Annotated in this window: 18 protein-coding genes; 7 read left to right on the top strand and 11 right to left on the bottom strand. The window is 63.7% G+C overall.

Annotated features, from left to right (window positions below; translation table 11 throughout):
• Positions 1 to 37: 37 nt before the first annotated feature.
• The 8 genes from hslV to gshB form a co-directional block, all read right to left on the bottom strand.
• Complete coding sequence (gene hslV / locus HU725_RS21020; RefSeq protein WP_186476317.1) at positions 38 to 568, bottom strand: ATP-dependent protease subunit HslV; 531 nt, start codon at positions 566 to 568, stop codon at positions 38 to 40.
• A gap of 209 nt (positions 569 to 777) precedes the next feature.
• Positions 778 to 2,049: a dihydroorotase gene (locus HU725_RS21015; protein ID WP_186476318.1), complete on the bottom strand. Its 1,272-nt coding sequence runs from the start codon at positions 2,047 to 2,049 to the stop codon at positions 778 to 780.
• Positions 2,046 to 3,050, bottom strand: coding sequence for an aspartate carbamoyltransferase catalytic subunit (locus HU725_RS21010; protein WP_008099987.1), 1,005 nt, complete (start codon positions 3,048 to 3,050; stop codon positions 2,046 to 2,048). Before HU725_RS21010 ends, HU725_RS21015 begins: the two co-directional genes overlap by 4 nt.
• A 13-nt stretch (positions 3,051 to 3,063) precedes the next feature.
• A complete protein-coding gene (pyrR, locus tag HU725_RS21005) occupies positions 3,064 to 3,582 on the bottom strand; it encodes a bifunctional pyr operon transcriptional regulator/uracil phosphoribosyltransferase PyrR (RefSeq protein ID WP_186476319.1) in 519 nt (172 codons plus the stop codon).
• A 57-nt stretch (positions 3,583 to 3,639) separates the two neighbouring features.
• Positions 3,640 to 4,077 carry a Holliday junction resolvase RuvX gene (ruvX, locus tag HU725_RS21000; RefSeq protein ID WP_186476320.1) on the bottom strand — a complete coding sequence of 146 codons (438 nt, stop codon included), beginning with the start codon at positions 4,075 to 4,077 and terminating at the stop codon, positions 3,640 to 3,642.
• Positions 4,077 to 4,646, bottom strand: a complete 570-nt coding sequence (locus HU725_RS20995) for a YqgE/AlgH family protein (RefSeq protein WP_186476321.1) — start codon at positions 4,644 to 4,646, stop codon at positions 4,077 to 4,079. Before HU725_RS20995 ends, ruvX begins: the two co-directional genes overlap by 1 nt.
• A 158-nt stretch (positions 4,647 to 4,804) precedes the next feature.
• Complete coding sequence (locus HU725_RS20990) at positions 4,805 to 5,707, bottom strand: energy transducer TonB (RefSeq protein WP_060478171.1); 903 nt, start codon at positions 5,705 to 5,707, stop codon at positions 4,805 to 4,807.
• A gap of 91 nt (positions 5,708 to 5,798) precedes the next feature.
• Positions 5,799 to 6,752 (bottom strand): glutathione synthase, encoded by a 954-nt coding sequence (gshB, locus tag HU725_RS20985; protein WP_186476322.1) that lies wholly within the window; start codon positions 6,750 to 6,752, stop codon positions 5,799 to 5,801.
• A gap of 194 nt (positions 6,753 to 6,946) precedes the next feature.
• Between gshB and HU725_RS20980 the strand changes: the two genes are divergently transcribed.
• From HU725_RS20980 to HU725_RS20955, 6 genes are read left to right on the top strand one after another with little or no spacing between them, the layout of a single operon-like run.
• The gene (locus HU725_RS20980) at positions 6,947 to 7,348 is read left to right on the top strand and encodes a response regulator (RefSeq protein ID WP_060478169.1); all 402 of its coding nucleotides are present in this window, start codon (positions 6,947 to 6,949) and stop codon (positions 7,346 to 7,348) included.
• A gap of 46 nt (positions 7,349 to 7,394) precedes the next feature.
• Positions 7,395 to 7,760 carry a twitching motility response regulator PilH gene (gene pilH / locus HU725_RS20975; RefSeq protein ID WP_060478168.1) on the top strand — a complete coding sequence of 122 codons (366 nt, stop codon included), beginning with the start codon at positions 7,395 to 7,397 and terminating at the stop codon, positions 7,758 to 7,760.
• The gene (locus HU725_RS20970; RefSeq protein ID WP_186476323.1) at positions 7,757 to 8,311 is read left to right on the top strand and encodes a chemotaxis protein CheW; all 555 of its coding nucleotides are present in this window, start codon (positions 7,757 to 7,759) and stop codon (positions 8,309 to 8,311) included. Before pilH ends, HU725_RS20970 begins: the two co-directional genes overlap by 4 nt.
• 47 nt (positions 8,312 to 8,358) lie before the next feature.
• Positions 8,359 to 10,383 (top strand): methyl-accepting chemotaxis protein, encoded by a 2,025-nt coding sequence (locus HU725_RS20965; RefSeq protein WP_189657904.1) that lies wholly within the window; start codon positions 8,359 to 8,361, stop codon positions 10,381 to 10,383.
• Positions 10,384 to 10,392: 9 nt separating this feature from the next.
• Positions 10,393 to 15,282: a hybrid sensor histidine kinase/response regulator gene (locus HU725_RS20960; RefSeq protein WP_186476325.1), complete on the top strand. Its 4,890-nt coding sequence runs from the start codon at positions 10,393 to 10,395 to the stop codon at positions 15,280 to 15,282.
• Positions 15,275 to 15,748, top strand: coding sequence for a chemotaxis protein CheW (locus tag HU725_RS20955; RefSeq protein ID WP_186476326.1), 474 nt, complete (start codon positions 15,275 to 15,277; stop codon positions 15,746 to 15,748). The genes HU725_RS20960 and HU725_RS20955 overlap by 8 nt, the downstream gene beginning before the upstream one ends.
• 35 nt (positions 15,749 to 15,783) lie before the next feature.
• Here HU725_RS20955 and HU725_RS23060 read toward each other — a convergent pair whose 3' ends face one another.
• Positions 15,784 to 16,035, bottom strand: a complete 252-nt coding sequence (locus tag HU725_RS23060) for a ribosomal protein L7/L12 (protein WP_186476327.1) — start codon at positions 16,033 to 16,035, stop codon at positions 15,784 to 15,786.
• 141 nt (positions 16,036 to 16,176) lie between these two features.
• On the opposite strand from HU725_RS23060, the gene trhA reads away from it, so the two are divergent.
• Entirely contained in the window at positions 16,177 to 16,794 is a 618-nt protein-coding gene (gene trhA, locus HU725_RS20945; protein ID WP_060478162.1) for a PAQR family membrane homeostasis protein TrhA, read from the top strand.
• Here trhA and HU725_RS20940 read toward each other — a convergent pair.
• Both HU725_RS20940 and HU725_RS20935 read right to left on the bottom strand, forming a co-directional pair.
• The gene (locus HU725_RS20940; protein WP_060478161.1) at positions 16,791 to 17,510 is read right to left on the bottom strand and encodes a 16S rRNA (uracil(1498)-N(3))-methyltransferase; all 720 of its coding nucleotides are present in this window, start codon (positions 17,508 to 17,510) and stop codon (positions 16,791 to 16,793) included. The two genes, trhA and HU725_RS20940, sit on opposite strands and share 4 nt — an antisense overlap.
• Before the next feature lie 128 nt (positions 17,511 to 17,638).
• On the bottom strand, positions 17,639 to 19,045 hold the full coding sequence (locus HU725_RS20935) for an adenosylmethionine--8-amino-7-oxononanoate transaminase (RefSeq protein WP_186476328.1): 1,407 nt from the start codon (positions 19,043 to 19,045) through the stop codon (positions 17,639 to 17,641).
• Positions 19,046 to 19,065: the final 20 nt, after the last annotated feature.

Raw genomic sequence — 19,065 nt, 5'->3', positions numbered from 1 at the left:
AAGCCCCACCGCCGGGGTGGGGCGCCAGAACAACTGATTACTCGGCCAGGTCCTGCTCCTCGATGGTCAGGTTGTGGTTGGTGAACACGCAGATGTCACCAGCGATGTTCAGGGCGGTCTCGGTAATTTCCCGGGCCGACAGGTCGGTTTTGTTCAGCAGCGCGCGGGCTGCGGCCTGGGCATAGCCACCACCGGAACCCATGGCAATCAGGCCGTCTTCGGGTTCGACCACATCACCGTTGCCGGTGATGATCAGCGAAGCGTCCTTGTTGGCAACGGCCAGCATGGCTTCCAGACGGCTCAACGACCGGTCGGTACGCCAGTCCTTGGCCAGCTCGACGGCTGCACGGATCAGGTGGCCGGAGTGTTTCTGCAGTTGGGCTTCGAAGCGCTCGAACAGGGTGAAGGCATCGGCGGTTGCACCGGCAAAACCTGCGATCACTTCGCCGTTGTACAGGCGACGGACCTTCTTGGCATTGCCTTTCATCACGGTGTTGCCGAGGGATACCTGGCCGTCGCCGCCCATGACGACTTTGCCATTACGGCGGACAGAAACGATGGTGGTCAAGGGGAGAGTCTCCACGCAGCGGGGCAAAATTGCCTGATGCAGACTCATATGGGGGTGGGGGGAAGGATTTCAACCGGGGGGGATGAATGGTCGTGCCCGATGGGCTTGGCCCCTCGCGGGTAAATCCGCACCTACTTGGGTGTGCACAAGGGCTAGCTTGTGCAATACCGGTGGGCGCGGATGTACCCGCCAAAGGGCGACGCGGCCTATCAGGCCTCGTGGCAGACGTGCCCGTCGACCAAGGTATAACGCACGGCCGCCGGCAGGCAGTGGCCGATGAACGGGCAGTTTTCACCGCGCGAGAGCCAGCGCTCACCGGCGATGGTCGAGGCTTTGGCGTCGAACAGTACCAGGTCGGCGGCGCCTGCCACTTTCAGCTCACCGGCTGGCAGGCGCATGGCCTTGGCCGGGCCGCTGCTCAGGCGAGCAAGCAGGGTCGGCAGGTCGAGCAGGCCGTCTTCGACCAGGGTCATGGCCAGCGGCAGCAGCAGCTCAACGCTGCTGATGCCAGGTTCCGTAGCGCCGAAAGGTGCCAGCTTGGCATCACGCTCATGGGGCTGATGGTGGCTGGAAATCGCCTGGATCACCCCCGACTTGACCGCCGCTCGCAGGCCATCGCGGTCTGCAGCGGTGCGCAGTGGCGGCTGCACGTGGTACAGGCTCGAGAACTCGCGCAGCGACTGGTCGGTAAGGATCAGCTGGTACAAGGCAACGTCTGCCGTGACTGGCAGGCCCAACTGTTGGGCCTGCTCGATCAGCCGTGCGCCACGGGCGCTGGTGATCTGAGTGAAGTGCGCACGCACGCCGGTCTGCTCCACCAGCAGCAGGTTGCGCGCCAGGGCCACGGTCTCGGCGCTCTCTGGGATGCCGGGCAGGCCGAGGAAACTGGCCATGGCGCCTTCATGGGCCAGGCCACCTTGAGCCAGGTCGCGGTCCTGGGAGTGGAACACCACGGTCAGGTCGAAGGTGGCAGCGTACTCCAAGGCACGGGCCAGGGTGCGGTTGTTGGGGATCTCCTTCAAGCCATTGCCGAAGGCCACGCAACCGGTGTCGCGCAGGGCAACCAGCTCGGCCAGCTGTTCGCCTTCCAGGCCCTTGGTCAGCGCGCCGATTGGGTAGACCTTGCTGTTGCCCGCTTCGCGGGCGCGATCGAGGATCAGCTCGGCCACCGCCGAAGTGTCCAGCACCGGCTTGGTCTGCGGTGGGCAGCACAGGCTGGTGACGCCGCCGGCTACCGCCGCACGGGTTTCGCTGGCGATGGAACCCTTGCGGCTGTAGCCCGGCTCGCGCAACGAGACGCCGAGGTCGACCAGGCCAGGTGCGGCGATCAGGCCATCGGCGTGGATCGTGCGGCTGGCGCTGAAGCCGGCCGGGGCGGTGCCGATGGCGGCGATGCGGCCGCCGTCCAGGTGCAGGTCAGTGACCTGGTCCAGGCCGCTGACCGGATCGATGACACGAGCGCCAAGAATGCTGATGGTCACTGGGCGTTCTCCTGGTCGAATTGACGTTGCGCGTTCTGCCCGCTCATGGCCATGGACAGTACGGCCATGCGCACGGCGATGCCGTAGGTGACCTGGTTGAGAATCACCGAGTGTTTACCGTCGGCCACGGCCGATTCGATTTCCACGCCGCGGTTGATCGGGCCGGGGTGCATGACGATGGCATCCGGCTTGGCGCCGGCCAGGCGCGCGGTGGTCAGGCCGAACAGGCGGTAGAATTCGCCCTCGCTGGGCAGCAGGCCACCAGCCATGCGCTCACGCTGCAGGCGCAGCATGATCACCACGTCGACGTCTTTGAGGCCTTCGGCGAGATCGGTATACACCTTGACGCCGTACTGCTCGATGCCGATCGGGATCAGGGTTTTCGGGCCGATCACACGGATATCCGGGCAGCCCAACGCTTTGAGCGCGAGCATATCGGAGCGGGCCACGCGTGAGTGCAGGATGTCGCCGACGATCGCCACCGAGAGGTTCTCGAAGCTGCCTTTGTGGCGGCGGATGGTCAGCATGTCGAGCATGCCCTGGGTGGGGTGGGCATGGCGGCCGTCCCCGCCGTTGATAACCGCGACGTCCGGGCACACGTGCTCGGCGATGAAGTGCGCGGCGCCGGAGTCGCTATGGCGCACGACGAACATGTCGGCGGCCATGGCCTCCAGATTGCGCAACGTGTCGAACAGCGTCTCGCCCTTGCTGGTCGAGGAGGTCGACACGTTCAGGCTGATCACATCGGCCGACAGGCGCTGGGCGGCCAGCTCGAATGTGGTGCGGGTGCGCGTGGAGTTTTCGAAGAACACATTGCACACGGTCTTGCCGCGCAGCAGCGGTACTTTCTTGACGGCTCGGGCGCCGACTTCGAGGAACGAGTCGGCGGTGTCGAGGATCTCGGTGAGCAGTTCGCGGGGCAAACCGTCGAGCGAGAGGAAGTGGCGCAGCTGGCCCTGGTCATTGAGCTGCAGCGGGCGCTTGGCGTCGATTGGCGTCATCGCGAGGGGACTCTTAAAGGGCGGAAGCAGTGGCGAGGTCCTGGCGCTCGAGGGCGAGCGGTGCGGGGCCGGTCAATTTTACCCGTTCATTGGCGGCCAGCGACAGGGTGGCGCCGAGCACATTCGGGCGAATTGGCAGCTCGCCAGCATCCAGATCGAGCAGGCAGACCAGAGTAACGCTGGCCGGGCGGCCGTAGTCGAACAATTCATTGAGGGCAGCGCGTATGGTGCGGCCACTCATCAGCACGTCATCGATCAGCACCAGGTGCTGGCCCTCGATTTCGAACGGCAACTCCGACGGGCGGACCTGAGGGTGCAGGCCGTTCTGGCTGAAGTCATCCCGGTAGAACGATACGTCCAGGGTGCCGAGGGGGCTCTGGTCGCCCATTTCCTCCTGCAGGGCCTGGGCAACCCAGACGCCGCCGGTACGGATACCGATGAAGCGTGGTTCGGTGATAGTGCGGCGGGCCAGATGGGCACGAAGGTCGACAGCCATCTGCCGGATCAGCTCGGCGGGGTTGGGTAGGCTCATGGGTATCTCCTGAGGGCGCCGGGGCAAGGCGATGGCCCCGACATAAACGCGGAAGGGTCAGGTATTGGCCTCCAGCCAGCCTTGCAGCAGCAAGGCGGCGGCGATGGCGTCGACCGGGTTGTCACGGTAGCTGCCGCGCTGGCCGCCACGGGCCAGGCGTTCACCCTTGGCTTCGAAGGTGGTCAGGCGTTCGTCGTGCGTGTGTACCGGCAGGTTGAAGCGGCCATTGAGGCGTCGCGCGAACTTCTCGGCGCGGGCGCTCATTTCGCTTGGGGTGCCGTCCATGTTCAGCGGCAGGCCGACGACGATGGCATCGGGTTTCCATTCGTTGACCAGTTTTTCCACCTGAACCCAGTCCGGCACGCCGTTCTGCGCCTTCAGTGTGCACAGCTCGCGGGCTTGCCCGGTCACCACTTGGCCAACGGCCACGCCTATCTGCTTGCTGCCGTAGTCAAAGCCCAGCAGCAAACGCAGTTGTGGGTGTTGTTCAGCCATCAGGCGTGGCCCGCCTGGCTGGTCAATAGGCTGAGATTGATCCCCAGGCTACGTGCTGCGGCACCCAGGCGCTGTTCGCTGGCGACGGCGAAGAGAATGTCAGGGTCGAATGGGCAGTTGAGCCAGGCATTGTCGGCCAGTTCGGCTTCAAGTTGGCCTGCTTCCCAGCCGGCATAGCCCAGGGTGATGAGGCTGTGTCGGGGCCCATCACCTTCGGCGATGGCGAATAGCACGTCCTGCGAGGTGGACAGCGACAGGCCCTGGAGCTCGACGGTGGCTTGGTAGCTGCATTCGCTACTGTGCAGGACGAAGCCTCGGTCGGTCTGCACCGGCCCACCTTGGTAGATCGGCACCTGCAAAGTAGTGGCCGAGGGCAGTTCGTCTGGACGCAACTGCTCGAGAATGTCGGCCAGGCTCAGCTCTTGTGGCCGGTTGACCACAAGGCCCATGGCGCCATTGGCGTTGTGCTCGACGATGTACGTGAGGGTCTGGGCGAAGTTCGGATCGGCCATGTGCGGCATGGCGATCAGGAACTGATGCTTGAGGTAGCTCGGGCTGAGGGTTTTCATGGGAGATAGTGTGGCGCCAGGTGAGGAGACTGACAAGGTGCGCAATGAGGCTGTGGGACCGGGTTCACTCGCCAGTGCATACGCCCCGGCCACATCATTGCCTGATCTGGCGGATTCACGGTTGAACCCGCTGGCACAGCGGCCGTGCAGCATGGGGGTTAGTTGCTCGACAAGCGGTCGCCACGGGCAAAACGCCAGGTGCGGATGATTTCCAAACGGTCGAATTCGGCCAGGTCACCGGTAAACGGTGCAAATGGCGCCGCCAGCCGTACGATGCGTTGCGCCGCCTGGTCCAGCACCGGCTGCCCGGACGACTCCAGTACCAGCACCTCATACAGCGAGCCATCGCGATTGATCGAAACCATCATCCGCAAGTTACCGTAGATCTGCTGGCGACGAGCTTCGTCGGGGTAGTTCAGGTTGCCCACGCGCTCGACCTTCTTGCGCCACTCTTCCTTGTACCAGGCACCCTTGTCCCGCATGGTCGAGGCCGCATTGATGCGGTGAATCTTCGGGCGCTTGGCGTACATCTGCTGCTCATGGGAAAGCTCGGCTTCCAGGCTGGCAATCTGGCTCGACAGTTGCGAGCTGTCGAAATCCGGAGTGGCCGCGGGCTTGGGTTGCGGCTTGCTTTGCTTGGGCTTGGGCTCGGCCTTCTGCGCTTTCGGGGCCTTGGTCGCCACCACGGATTTTTCCGGCTTGGGCGGTGCAGCGACCTCGGGCTTGGCCGCAGGGGGCGGTGTGACTTTGTTGATCTTGCTGTCCTGGAACGGCGCCACCTCGGTGGTGGTCGGTAGCGCTTTCTTTTCCAGCGTGCCGCTGCCCTGCTGATTGTCCTGGGCCTGGAAATCCGCCTTTTTGGGCGCTTTTTCGCTTTTGAAGGTGGCCAGAGTGATATCCATGCTCTGGCGGACCTCGGCTGGCTTGACCACGGTAAAGCCCACGCCCAGGATCAACGCCAGGTGCACCAGGGCGGCCAGAAACAGGGTAAAGCCAAGCCGGTCCACCGGGCGAACACGCGGTGGCAGCAGGTCGGAAGGGATGTCGGCAGGCAGCGTCATCAGGTATCCAGCAACCGCAGGGCGGGGCAGCAGCTCAGTCGATAAGGACCGGCATCATACCCCACCGCGGGCAATTGCTCAGCGTCGGCGGTCAGCGCGCCTTGAGCTTGCGATCAATGGCATCCATCAGCCGGCCACCGATATCGGTGTTGTAGGCCGCGTCGATCTCGCGGATGCAGGTGGGGCTGGTGACGTTGATTTCGGTGAGGTAGTCGCCGATCACGTCCAGGCCTACGAACAGCAGGCCCTTTTCACGCAGTGCTGGGCCGACCTGGGCGGCGATCCAGCGGTCGCGCTCGGTCAGGGGGCGTGCTTCGCCCCGGCCGCCTGCCGCCAGGTTGCCGCGGGTTTCGCCGCTGGCGGGGATGCGGGCAAGGCAATAGTCGACCGGCTCACCGTCGATCATCAGGATGCGCTTGTCGCCGTCCTTGATTTCGGGCAGGTAGGCCTGCGCCATGATCTGCTGGCCGCCGTGCTGGGTCAGGGTCTCGAGGATCACCGACAAGTTTGGGTCGCCCTGGCGGTGACGGAACACCGAAGCGCCGCCCATGCCGTCCAGCGGTTTGAGGATCACGTCGCCATGGCTGGCGGCGAATGCACGCAGGATATCGGCACGGCGGCTGACCAGCGTGGGCGCCATGCATTGCGGGAATTGGGTGGCGAAGAGTTTTTCGTTGCAGTCGCGCAGGCTCTGCGGGCGGTTCACCACCAGCACGCCCTCGCGTTCGGCTTGCTCGAGCAGGTAGGTGCTGTAGACGAACTCCATATCGAAGGGCGGGTCCTTGCGCATCAGCACCACGTCCAGCTCGGCCAGGGGGCTGTCCTGCTCCTCGCCCAGCTCGAACCAGCGCGCGGGATCTGCGAATACCTTGAGTGGGCGCATGCGGGCGCGGGCTTTGCCTTCGCCGTGATAAAGGTCGCGCTGCTCCATGTAGAACAGGCTCCAGCCGCGGGCCTGGGCAGCCAGCAGCATGGCCAGCGAGCTGTCCTTCTTGTAGGAGATGGACGCGATCGGGTCCATGACAATGCCGAGGCGAACGCTCATGGGTGGTTCCTCTTGGCGGCCGCAGGCCGCGGTGGGTCGAAAGAAAAGTGGCTCAGGGTGGCGCTGTGAGCGCCGCGGGTCAAGGGGGCGGCAGATGGTACGGGCCCCAGGAGTGTGCTAAAAATGCCTCAGCTTCAAGCTGCAAGCCGTCAGTGGCTTGCTGCCCACACTGTGCAGCGATGGTAACGCGACTTATGGAACAGCCCCTGAAGGTGATGGTGATCGACGACTCCCGCACGATCCGCCGCACTGCGCAGATGTTGCTCGGCGAAGCGGGCTGCGAGGTGATCACCGCCAGTGATGGCTTCGATGCCCTGGCCAAGATCATTGATCACCAGCCAAAGATCATCTTCGTCGATGTGCTGATGCCCCGCCTGGATGGTTATCAGACGTGCGCAGTGATCAAGCACAACAGTGCCTTCAAAGACATCCCAGTGATTTTGCTGTCATCGCGTGACGGCCTGTTCGACAAGGCCCGCGGTCGGGTGGTCGGCTCCGACCAGTTTCTGACCAAACCCTTTAGCAAAGAAGAACTGCTCGACGCGATCAAGGCCCATGTGCCTGGTTTCGCCGTGCCCGAACAATCTGCACCCTGACCGCGCCGTGCGGGTGCGGCTTTCAATTTCCTGATGGGGAAACACAATGGCCCGCGTTCTGATTGTCGACGATTCGCCGACAGAGATGTACAGATTGACCGAATGGCTGGAAAAGCACGGTCACCAGGTGCTCAAGGCCAACAACGGTGCCGATGGCGTGGCCCTGGCCCGCCAGGAAAAGCCCGATGCGGTACTCATGGATATCGTCATGCCGGGCATGAACGGCTTCCAGGCGACCCGCCAGTTGAGCAAAGATCCAGAAACCAGCGCCATTCCCGTGGTGGTCGTGACCACCAAGGACCAGGAAACCGACCGTATCTGGGCCACGCGCCAGGGCGCGCGCGACTTCCTGACCAAGCCTGTGGAAGAAGACGCGTTGATTGCCAAACTGCAAGAAGTGCTGAGCGCTTGACCACTCGCCCGCAGGGCGCGTCGTTGACCGCCTTCGAGCTGTTGCTGGACATCGACCGGCGCTGCCGCCTGCTGGTGGCCGATCAACCGCCGCAGGGCGCCCGCCTGCAGCAATGGAGCGGCATCGGCTTTAGGGTTGCCGGGCAATGGTTCGTGGCTCCGATGGGCGAGGTAGCCGAGGTACTGCGCGAGCCGCGCAGCAGCCGTGTGCCTGGCGTACAGCCATGGGTGTGTGGTGTGGCCAACCTGCGCGGCCGGCTGCTGCCGGTGATGGACCTGAGCAGTTTCTTCGGCCTTGGGCCCACCGCGCCGGGCAAGCAGCGGCGGGTGCTGGTACTGGACCATGAAGACCTGTTCGTCGGCCTGTTGGTCGACGAGGTGCTGGGCCTTCAGCATTTCGCCCTGAGTAGCCTGGAGCTGTCGCCACCACAGCCGCTACTGCGGGCCGCTGCCCGCTACGTGCAGGGGCACTTCGCGCGCGAGCGCAACTGGGCAATCTTCAGCCCCTTCGCCCTGGCCCAGGCGCCGGGCTTTCTTGACGTGGCGCTATAGGACTTTCGAACGTGAACAAGCCGGCCACCCCAGTCGCCCCCGCCAGCATGACCCCACGCACGCGCAGCATCGTGCAGATCACCGTGCTGTTCGTGATCCTTATTCTGTCGATCATTCTGCTGTTCGCCAACTTCGCTTACCTCAATACCCAGGCCAACCACGACAAGCAGTACATCGGCCATGCCGGCGAGCTGCGCGTGTTGTCCCAGCGGATCGCCAAGAATGCCACCGAGGCGGCAGCGGGCAAGGCCCTGGCGTTCAAGCTGTTGTCTGATGCGCGCAACGATTTCGAACAGCGTTGGAGCTACCTGCGCGAGGGTGACAAGTCTACCGGCCTGCCTGCTGCGCCTGCGGCGGTGCGCGATGAAATGGAGGCGGTGCGCCAGGACTGGGAAAACCTGCGCAAGAACACCGATACCATTCTGGCCAGCGAGCAGACCGTGCTGTCTTTGCACCAGGTGGCTGCGACCCTGGCCGAGACCGTGCCGCAACTGCAGGTCGAGTACGAGAAGGTGGTGGAAATCCTGCTCCAGAGCGGCGCGCCGGCCAATCAGGTGGTGGTGGCTCAACGCCAGTTGCTGCTGGCCGAACGCATCCTTGGTTCGGTCAACACGGTACTGGCTGGCGATGAAACGGCGGCGCAGGCTGCCGATGCCTTTGGCCGCGACGCCAGCCGCTTCGGCCAAGTGCTCGAAGGCATGCTCGGCGGCAACCCGGTCATCCAGGTAACCCGCGTGGAAGACACCGACGCCCGTGCTCGCCTGGCGGAGATCGCCGAATTGTTCCAGTTCGTGGCAGGTTCGGTGGATGAAATCCTCGAAACTTCGCCGGAGCTGTTTCGCGTTCGCGAAGCGGCCGGAAACATCTTCAGCCTGTCACAGACCTTGCTCGACGAAGCCTCGCACCTGGCCAACGGGTTCGAGAACCTCGCCAGTGGCCGCACCCTCGACACCGTCGGGGGGTACGCACTGGGCCTGCTGGCCTTGGCTTCGATCATCCTGATCGGCCTGGTGATGGTCCGCACTACCCATCGCCAGTTGCAGGAAACCGCTGAGAAGAATGAGCGTAACCAGCAAGCGATCATGCGTCTGCTGGATGAAATCGAAGAGCTGGCCGACGGCGATCTGACGGTTACGGTGTCGGTGACCGAAGACTTCACTGGCGCCATCGCCGACTCGATCAACTACTCGGTCGACCAGTTGCGCGACCTGGTGGCCACCATCAACCACAGTGCCGAGCAGGTGGCAGCTGCCGTGCAGGACACGCAGAACACCGCACGGCAGCTGGCCAAGGCTTCGGAGCACCAGGCCGAGCAGATCAGCGAGGCTTCCGAGGCGGTTGGCGACATGGTCGAATCGATCGACAGGGTTTCTGCTCACGCGTATGAATCGGCCAAAGTTGCCGAGCGTTCGGTGGCCATCGCCAACAAGGGCAACGAGGTGGTACACAACACTATCGATGGCATGAACAACATCCGTGAACAGATCCAGGACACTGCCAAGCGAATCAAGCGTCTGGGCGAATCTTCCCAGGAAATCGGCGATATCGTCAGCCTGATCGACGATATTGCCGATCAAACCAATATCCTGGCCCTCAACGCCGCCATTCAAGCGTCCCTGGCGGGCGAAGCCGGCCGCGGCTTTGCCGTGGTGGCCGACGAGGTGCAGCGCCTGGCCGAGCGATCGTCCTCGGCGACCCGGCAGATCGAGGCGCTGGTGCGGACCATCCAGGCGGACACCAATGAAGCCGTGATTTCCATGGAGCAGACCACCGCCGAAGTGGTGCGCGGTGCCCGGCTGGCCCAGGATGCCGGGGTAGCGTTGGCTGAGATCGAAGGCGTGTCGCAGAACCTTGCCGAGCTTATCCACAGCATCTCCGACGCCGCCCAGTTGCAAACCTCCTCTGCCGGGCAGATTTCCCACACCATGGCGGTGATCCAACAGATCACCGCGCAGACTTCAGCCGGTTCCGGAGCCACTGCCGACAGCATCCGCCACTTGGCGCGAATGGCCAGTGAGATGCGCCGCTCGGTCTCCGGGTTCACCCTGCCGGCTCCTGCCGAGCAACGCTGAGGAAAGCCCATGGCTTCTGCCGCTGTAAGCCCCGAGCGCCAAGATACCGTGGCCCTGGCCTGGACCCGCGCCGCCATCTTCGATTGCTTGAGCCAGGCACGTCAGGCCCTGGAGCGTTTTGCCGGGCAGACCGATGACCTGTCGATACTCGCGTTCGTCGTGGATAACCTGCATCAGGTGCACGGCTGCCTGCGCATGCTCGAACTGCGCGGTGCCACGCGCCTGGCCGAAGAGCTGGAATTACTGGCCAAAGCTTTGGCCGATGGCCAGGTCAGCCCTCGCGGGGACTGCCTGGGGCCGTTGTTTCGGGGGCTTGAGCAATTGCCCTCGTACTTGGAACGGTTGCGCGGTGCGCGCCATGATCTGCCATTGGTGATGCTGCCATTGCTCAATCAGCTGCGCGCTTGCCGTGGTGTCGAACCCCTGGCCCAAGCCAGCCTGATCAGCGGTGCGGCGCAGCGTTTTGCCGGTTCCGATGACCTGGCCAACCTGGACCTGTCGCTGGGTAACTGGCGAGAGCAGTTGCAGGCTGGGCCTGGGCGCGATGCCTTGCGCTCGGTGGTCACGGCCTTGTGTGATGACCTGGTGCGGATCAAGGAACGCCTTGACCAGTTCGTGCGTGGCGACCGCCAGCACAGCGAAGAACTGGAAACCCTGCTCGCACCCTTGCGCCACGTGGCTGATACCTTGGCGGTGCTGGGCTTCCAGCAACCACGCCGGGTGATCATCGACCAGGTGCTGGCGCTGCAGGCGTTGGCCCAGGGCGAGCGAGCCGTGGATGACGCGGTATTGATGGATGTGGCTGGTGCTCTGTTGTATGTGGAAGCCACCCTCAACGGCATGGTGCTGCCTCAGGAAGATGGGGCACCGGGCGGCCTGCCGGGTTCCGATCTGGCAGAGATTCGCCAATTGGTGCTGACCGAGTCGCTTTCGGTGTTGCAGCAGGCCAAGGACCTGATCGGCGATTGCCTCGAGTCTGGCTGGCCAAAGCAGCGCTTGCAGCCGCTGCCAGGGCTTTTGCAGCAGGTGCGTGGGGCGCTGGCGATGTTGATGCTGCCGGCCGCCGCTGAGGTGTTGGCAGGTTGCGCGAGTTATGTGCAAAGTTGGCTTCAGCACCTGGAGACCGAGCCGCCAGAGCCCGAACTGAACCACTTGGCGCAGGCACTCAGTGCCGCTGAATGCTACTTGCAATGGCGGGTCGCAGACCCGCTGGCCGATGCCCAGCCTTTCCTGGACATGGCCTGCACCAGCCTCACCGCGCTGGGCGTGCAATGCACCCATGCCGACCGTTTCGAAATCCATGACGGCAGTGATGGCATCGATGACGAATTGCGTGAGGTGTTCCTCGAAGAAGCCAGTGAGTTGTTGCCGGAAATCGAGCGGCACTGGTTGCGCTGGCGTGCCGACAATAGCCTGCGCGACGCCCTGATCGAGGTGCGCCGCGACCTGCACACGCTTAAGGGCAGCGGCCGTATGGTGCATGCCGAGGCGGTAGCCGAGCTGGCGTGGGGCGGGGAGCACCTGCTCAATCGCGTGCTGGAAGGGCGTATCGCCTTGAGCCCGGAGGGCGCCGTGGCGCTGCAGCAGGTGTTCGTTCACTTGCCGGATCTGCTGGCCGACTTCGCCGCCGGCCAACTGCCACAGTTGACCGAGGTCGAACAGCTGGCGAGCCACCTGCACGCTCTTGCCGAGAATGACGCACCGGCCAGTGCTGCGGTGGATGGCCTCGATCCGCAGCTGCTGGATATTTTCCGCAACGAGGCACAAGGGCATTTGGCCGACCTCGAGGCCTTCCTGCAAGGGGGGGAGGGTGCTGACCGCGAAGTCAGTGACAGCCTGCAGCGCGCCTTGCACACGCTCAAGGGCAGTGCCGCCATGGCCGGGGTCATGCCGATCGCCGAACTTGCCACCGCCTTCGACCGCCTGGTACGTGAGTACCGTGGCCACCAACTGCCCCTACAGGGGCAGGAGCTGCATTGGCTGCAAACGGCCCATGGGCTTTTCGTGCAAGGCCTGGCCCAGCTGGGTAGCTCGCCATTGGCGGCGATTGCCGGCGCGGCCCAACTGATCGAACAGGTTGGCGAAGCGGTGGATCTACGCCTTGCCAGCCTGCATGCCGAGCCCCACCCTAGCCGTCCTGGCAAGCGCGACCCGCAGCAGGTCGCAAGCTTTCTGGCTCAGGCCATGGACATCGTGCTCGATGCCGAGTCTTTACTCTCGCGCTGGCAGCAACAACCAGGGCAGCGCGAGCCGCTGGAGACTTTGCTCGATGAACTGACGACCCTGGGTCACGCCGCGCATCTGGCGGATCTGTGGCAGATGGACGCGGTGTGCGAAGCACTGCTGGACGTCTACGGCGCGGTAGAAGAGGGCAGCCTGGGTGCCAGCCCGCGCTTGTTCGCCGTTGCCCAGCAAACCCACGAAGCGTTGCTGGACATGCTCGACCAGGTCGCTGCCGGGCAGCAAGCCAGCCCTCGACCTGAGTGTGTCGATGCCCTGCGCGAGCTGCTCGATGGCGCGCTGGCGGCCGATGCCACCGGCCTGGTCAGTGCCGAGGCGGTCACACCGTTGCCTGGTTCGCTGGAGCAGGATGAAGAACCCGACAGCCCAGGGGACAAAGAACTGCTGGAAGTCTTTCTCGAAGAAAGCTCCGACATCGTCGAAAGCGCGGCCGCTGCCTTGGCGCGCTGGCAGGCCGACCCGCGCAACAGCGCCGAGGTCGAGAACCTGCTACGTGACCTGCATACCCTCAAAGGTGGGGCGCGCATGGTCGAGATCAGCGCCATCGGCGACCTGGCCCATGAGCTGGAATTTCTCTACGAGTTGCTTGCCGCAGGGCGTTTGCCGCCGAGCGCGGCGCTGTTCGCACTCTTGCAGAACTGCCATGATCGCCTGGCCCACATGCTCGATGCCGTGCGCCTTGGCCAGCCTTTGCACGCCGCAACCGCGCTGATCGACTACATCCGCAATTTCAGCAGTGCCGCATTGACCGACAGTGCCGCCGGCCAGGCGCTGGCCGACACCGCCCCAAGCGACATGCCCGCCGCCGCCCCCGAGCGCGCACCGGGCGACATGGTCAAGGTCGACGCCGAACTGCTCGACGACCTGGGCAACCTGGCCGGTGAGCATTCGGTCATTCGTGGTCGGATCGAGCAGCAAGTCAACGATGCCCAGTTCGCCCTCAACGAGATGGAAACCACGCTGGAGCGCATGCGTGACCAGCTGCTGCGGCTGGATATCGAAACACAGGGCCGGGTCAGCAGCCGGCAAGCGTTCGAAGGCGATGCCTACGAAGATTTCGACCCCCTGGAAATGGACCGTCATTCGCAGTTGCAGCAGTTGTCACGGGCACTGTTCGAATCGGCATCCGACCTGCTCGACCTGAAAGAAACCCTCACCCAACGCGCCCAGGAGTCCTACAGCTTGCTGCAGCAGCAGGCGCGGGTGAACAGCCAACTCCAGGAAGGCCTGACCGCCACGCTGATGGTGCCATTCGAACGCCTTGTGCCGCGTTTGCAGCGCGTGGTGCGGCAGGTCGCCAGTGAGTTGGACAAGCAGGTCGACTTGGTGGTCGGCAATGCCGAAGGTGAGCTGGACCGCAGCGTGCTCGAGCGCATGGTCGCACCCTTGGAGCACATGCTGCGCAATGCCGTCGATCATGGCCTTGAAGCGCGCGAGGTACGCCTGGCCGCAGGTAAGCCTGAGCAGGGCACCATCCACCTCAACTTGCTGCACGAAGGCGCAGACATCGTCATCGAGATGACCGACGACGGCGCAGGTGTGCCGCTTGAGGCGGTGCGGCGCAAGGCGATCAAACGCGGCCTGCTGGACCCGCAGGCCCAGTTGAGCGACCACGAGATTCTACAGTTCATCCTGCGCCCGGGCTTTTCCACCGCCGAGAAGATCACCCAGATCTCCGGGCGTGGGCTGGGCATGGATGTAGTCCACGAAGAGGTCAAGCAACTGGGCGGGTCGATGAGTATCGAGTCTGCCCAGGGCAAGGGTGCGCGCTTTCTGATTCGCCTGCCGTTCACCGTGTCGATCAACCGGGCACTGATGGTGCACGTGGGCGAGGAGCAATACGCCATCCCACTGAACACCATCGAGGGCATCGTGCGGGTACCACCGGCTGAACTGGCAGCCTGTTACCAGGCCGATACGCCGCGCTACGTATACGCTGGCCATGATTACGAGCTGCGTTACCTGGGCGAACTGCTGCAGGGCCTGCCGCGCCCGGTGCTGCTGGGGCAAAGCGTGCCGTTGCCGTTACTGCTGGTGCACTCTCAGACTCAGTCGTTCGCCATCCAGGTCGATAGCCTGTCGCCTAGCCGTGAAATCGTGGTCAAGAGCCTCGGCCCGCAGTTCGCCGCGGTGGCGGGGCTGTCGGGCGCGACCTTGCTCGGCGATGGCCGAGTGGTACTGATCCTCGACCTGCTGGGCCAACTGCGTGGCCAGCAGCGGCGCCTGGCACGTTTGCCCGCTGGCAGCGGTGTGCAGCGGACGCTGTTCGAGCCGGCAGCCCAGCGGCCAACCTTGGTGATGGTAGTGGACGATTCTGTCACCGTGCGCAAGGTCACCAGCCGTTTGCTGGAGCGCCATGGCATGAGCGTACTGACGGCAAAGGACGGGGTCGATGCCATGGCCCTGCTGCAGGAACACCGGCCGGACGTGGTGTTGCTGGATATCGAAATGCCGCGCATGGACGGCTTCGAAGTCGCCACCCGCATTCGCCGCGACGAGCGGCTCAAGGCGCTGCCGATCATCATGATCACTTCCCGCACTGGGCAGAAGCACCGCGACCGTGCCATGGCCATCGGCGTCAATGATTACCTGGGCAAACCCTATCAGGAGTCGGTGCTGCTGCAGAGCATCGCCCATTGGAGCCAGAACCATGCTTGAACTGCTTGCAGGGCAGCGCAACAGCCTGACCGGCCTGTTGCTGCCCTTGGGCGACCGGACCTTGGTGCTACCTAACGTCGCCGTGGTCGAATTGATTGGCCAGCGCAACCTCACGTGCGAGCGGGGCGACCCGGCCTGGCATCTTGGCTGGATCGACTGGCGCCAGCAGCACCTGCCTTTGATCGGCTTCGAGGCTGCCTGCGGGGGGCAAACCCCCTGTGGCGAGCGTGCGCGAATCGTGGTGCTCAATGCCCTAGGTGACACCGGCCTGCGCTACCTGGCAGTGCTGCTGCAGGACATCCCTCGCTCGTGCAAGCTCGACATTCAGCTCAACTACGTGGATGTACCACTGGGTAGCCTGGAATTGGCCGCCGTGCAGGTGGGCGAGCAAGTGGCGCGGGTGCCCGACTTGGCAGGGCTGGAGCGGTTGGTGCGTGACGCTCAGTTGCTACCCGGCGACCAATGATAGGCGGGCGTGGGCGCCAGGCAACTTGCTGCTACTTACGAGGGGCGCACGCTTGCCTGGGCCCGCGCTCGTTCCAGTCTGGCCTTGGCCCAATCGGCTGTGTCCTTTGATATCTGTGTTGCGATCGCTACCGGGGCACTGTCTACCAAGGCTTTGGCATCGCCAAATGGCAACCCGGTGAGCTCACGTACGGCTGCAATCACTGCTATTGGGTCTGGACCAACCCTATCGAGCCAAACAGCGTACAAGTTATTTTCGCTGGCGTAATTTGGGTTATCTGAATACATGTCTCAATTCCTATTGGGTGATGTGTGCCTCAAGGAAATGTAATGAACGGCTAGTCACACGAGTACTGGCAATCATGTTAGGTAGGGACGGTGAAGGAGCGCTGGAAGGGAACCTGGTTTCAAGGTAGAGGTCTTTTCTGCATGTATTACGGTGAACGCTTCAACGCCTGGACCCACCTGGTCGGTGCTGTCCTGGCCTGTATCGGTGCCATCTGGCTGATTGTCGCGGCGGGCCTGCAAGGCGATCCGTGGAAAATCGTCAGCTTTTCCATCTACGGCGGCACTTTGATGCTGCTGTACAGCATTTCTACTCTCTACCACAGCACCCGCGGGCGAGCGAAGGTGATCATGCGTAAGCTCGATCACCTGTCGATCTATCTGTTGATCGCCGGCAGCTACACCCCATTCTGCCTGGTCAGCCTGCGCGGGCCGTGGGGCTGGAGCCTGTTCGGCGTGGTCTGGGGGCTGGCGCTGATCGGCATGCTGCAGGAGATCAAGCCGCGCACCGAGGCACGCGTGCTGTCGATCATCATTTACGCGGTGATGGGCTGGATCGTGCTGGTGGCGGTCAATCCGCTGTTGCAAAGCCTGGGTACTGCAGGCTTCGCCTGGTTGGCGGCCGGTGGCCTGTTCTATACCGTTGGCATCATCTTCTTCGCCTTCGACAGCCGCTTCCGCCACTGGCACGGCATCTGGCACCTATTTGTGATCGCCGGCAGCCTTATGCACTTCGTGGCAGTGTCGCTGTACGTGCGCTAGAAATCGCCCCACAGCTGCTGAGCTACCGATAGCGCCACCACCGGCGCGGTTTCGGTGCGCAGTACCCGCGGGCCCAGGCGCGCTGCGTTGAACCCCGCGGCGTTGGCCTGCTCGACTTCGGTATCGCTCAACCCGCCTTCAGGGCCGATGAGAAAAGCCAAGGTTGCCGGTTTTTCATGGCTGGTCAGCGGTTCGGCGACCGGGTGCAGTACGAGCTTGAGATCGGCCTCAGTGCCCTTGAGCCATTCGCTTAAGGTGACTGGCGGGTGGATCACTGGCAGGGTGGAGCGGCCGCACTGTTCGCAGGCGCTGATTGCAACCTGACGCCAGTGGGCCAGGCGTTTGTCGGCACGTTCGTCCTTCAGACGCACCTCACAGCGCTCGCTGACGATCGGGGTGATGACATTGGCACCCAGTTCGGTAGCCTTCTGGATAGCCCAATCCATGCGCTCCCCGCGCGACAGGCCTTGACCTAAATGCACGTGCAGCGACGAGTCGGGTTGGCCAGCCAGGGCCTGGTCGAGGCTCACGCGCACGGTCTTCTTGCCGACTTCCAGCAAGCGGCCGAGAAATTCCTGGCCGCTACCGTCAAACAGCTGCACGGCGTCGCCGGGCGCCATGCGCAGAACACGGCCGATGTAGTGGGCCTGGGCTTCGGGCAGGTCGTGCTCGCCGAGGCTTAAGGGGGCGTCGATGAAGAAGCGGGACAGTCTCATGGTTGTGCTCGAACGAAAAGGGATCACATTACTCCATGGGAGCGGTTTACCCGCGAGTGTGGCGGTGCAGCCACCTTCGTGCGCACGGGTAAACCTGCTGCCATGGAATCGACGGCGGGCGCTGTGGCTTAGCCCGGGTCGCGGAAGTCGGGGTGGAAGTTGGCCGGTACGGCGACGCTGACGCTGTCACGGGTGGCGATGTCGATGCCTTCGCTGGCCACTTCGGCGAGGAAGTCGATCTGCTCCGGGGTGATCACGTATGGCGGCAGGAAGTACACCACGCTGCCCAACGGGCGCAGCAGCGCGCCGCGGGTCAGGGCGTGCTCGAACACTTTCAGGCCGCGCCGCTCCTGCCATGGGTATGCGGCCTTGGTGGCTTTGTCCTGGACCATCTCGATGGCCAACGCCATGCCGGTCTGACGGACTTCAGCGACGTGGGCATGCTCGGCCAGGTGCGCGGTGGCGTTGGCCATGCGCGTTGCCAGGGCTTTGTTGGCCTCGATCACGTTGTCCTGCGCGAAGATGTCCAACGTGGCCAGCGCGGCGGCGCAGGCCAGCGGATTGCCGGTGTAGCTGTGCGAGTGCAGGAAGGCTCGCAGGGTCGGGTAATCGTCATAGAAGGCCTGGTAGACCTTGTCGGTGGTCAGGCAGGCCGCCAACGGCAGGTAACCGCCGGTCAGGGCCTTGGAAAGGCACAGGAAGTCCGGGTGGATACCGGCCTGTTCACAGGCGAACAGCGTGCCGGTGCGGCCGAACCCCACCGCGATTTCGTCGTGGATCAGGTGCACGTCGTAGCGGTCGCAGGCCTCGCGCAGCAGCTTGAGGTAAACCGGGTGATACATGCGCATGCCGCCGGCACCCTGGATCAGCGGTTCGATGATCACCGCCGAGAGGGTTTCATGGTGTTCGGCCAGGGTCTGTTCCATGGCGGCGAACATGTTGCGCGAGTGTTCTTCCCAGCTCATGCCCTCAGGGCGCAGGTAGCAGTCGGGGCTTGGCACCTTGATGGTGTCCAGCAACAGCGCCTTGTAGGTTTCGGTGAACAGTGGCACGTCACCTACGGACATGGCCGCAATGGTTTCGCCGTGGTAGCTGTTGGTCAACGTCACGAAGCGTTTTTTTGCCGGTTTGCCGATGTTCTGCCAGTAATGGAAGCTCATCTTCAACGCCACTTCGATACACGACGAGCCATTGTCGGCGTAGAAGACCCGGTCCAGGCCCGTCGGTGTGATGGCTACCAGTCGCTCGGACAGCTCGATGACCGGCTGGTGGCTGAAGCCGGCAAGGATCACGTGCTCCAGTTGGTCGACCTGGTCCTTGATGCGCTGGTTGATGCGAGGGTTGGCGTGGCCGAACACATTGACCCACCAGCTGCTCACGGCATCCAGGTAGCGCTTGCCCTCGAAGTCCTCGAGCCACACGCCCTCGCCACGCTTGATCGGAATCAGCGGCAACTGCTCGTGGTCTTTCATCTGGGTGCAGGGGTGCCACAGGACCTTGAGGTCGCGCTGCATCCACTGATCGTTGAGGCCCATCGGCACTTCTCCTGGCTTTG

The sequence above is a fragment of the Pseudomonas promysalinigenes genome (assembly GCF_014269025.2).
In the GTDB taxonomy this organism is placed as follows: domain Bacteria; phylum Pseudomonadota; class Gammaproteobacteria; order Pseudomonadales; family Pseudomonadaceae; genus Aquipseudomonas; species Aquipseudomonas promysalinigenes.
This window is presented reverse-complemented; position numbering and strand designations above follow the sequence as displayed.

Excerpts from the sequence above, each read along its gene's own strand:
- HU725_RS21010 (WP_008099987.1), bottom strand. The coding sequence starts at position 3,050 with ATGACGCCAATCGACGCCAAGCGCCCGCTGCAGCTCAATGACCAGGGC.
- pyrR (WP_186476319.1), bottom strand. The coding sequence starts at position 3,582 with ATGAGCCTACCCAACCCCGCCGAGCTGATCCGGCAGATGGCTGTCGAC.
- ruvX (WP_186476320.1), bottom strand. The coding sequence starts at position 4,077 with ATGGCTGAACAACACCCACAACTGCGTTTGCTGCTGGGCTTTGACTAC.
- HU725_RS20995 (WP_186476321.1), bottom strand. The coding sequence starts at position 4,646 with ATGAAAACCCTCAGCCCGAGCTACCTCAAGCATCAGTTCCTGATCGCC.
- HU725_RS20990 (WP_060478171.1), bottom strand. The coding sequence starts at position 5,707 with ATGACGCTGCCTGCCGACATCCCTTCCGACCTGCTGCCACCGCGTGTT.
- gshB (WP_186476322.1), bottom strand. The coding sequence starts at position 6,752 with ATGAGCGTTCGCCTCGGCATTGTCATGGACCCGATCGCGTCCATCTCC.
- HU725_RS20980 (WP_060478169.1), top strand. The coding sequence starts at position 6,947 with ATGGAACAGCCCCTGAAGGTGATGGTGATCGACGACTCCCGCACGATC.
- pilH (WP_060478168.1), top strand. The coding sequence starts at position 7,395 with ATGGCCCGCGTTCTGATTGTCGACGATTCGCCGACAGAGATGTACAGA.
- HU725_RS20965 (WP_189657904.1), top strand. The coding sequence starts at position 8,359 with ATGACCCCACGCACGCGCAGCATCGTGCAGATCACCGTGCTGTTCGTG.
- HU725_RS20960 (WP_186476325.1), top strand. The coding sequence starts at position 10,393 with ATGGCTTCTGCCGCTGTAAGCCCCGAGCGCCAAGATACCGTGGCCCTG.
- HU725_RS20955 (WP_186476326.1), top strand. The coding sequence starts at position 15,275 with ATGCTTGAACTGCTTGCAGGGCAGCGCAACAGCCTGACCGGCCTGTTG.
- HU725_RS23060 (WP_186476327.1), bottom strand. The coding sequence starts at position 16,035 with ATGTATTCAGATAACCCAAATTACGCCAGCGAAAATAACTTGTACGCT.
- trhA (WP_060478162.1), top strand. The coding sequence starts at position 16,177 with ATGTATTACGGTGAACGCTTCAACGCCTGGACCCACCTGGTCGGTGCT.
- HU725_RS20940 (WP_060478161.1), bottom strand. The coding sequence starts at position 17,510 with ATGAGACTGTCCCGCTTCTTCATCGACGCCCCCTTAAGCCTCGGCGAG.
- HU725_RS20935 (WP_186476328.1), bottom strand. The coding sequence starts at position 19,045 with ATGGGCCTCAACGATCAGTGGATGCAGCGCGACCTCAAGGTCCTGTGG.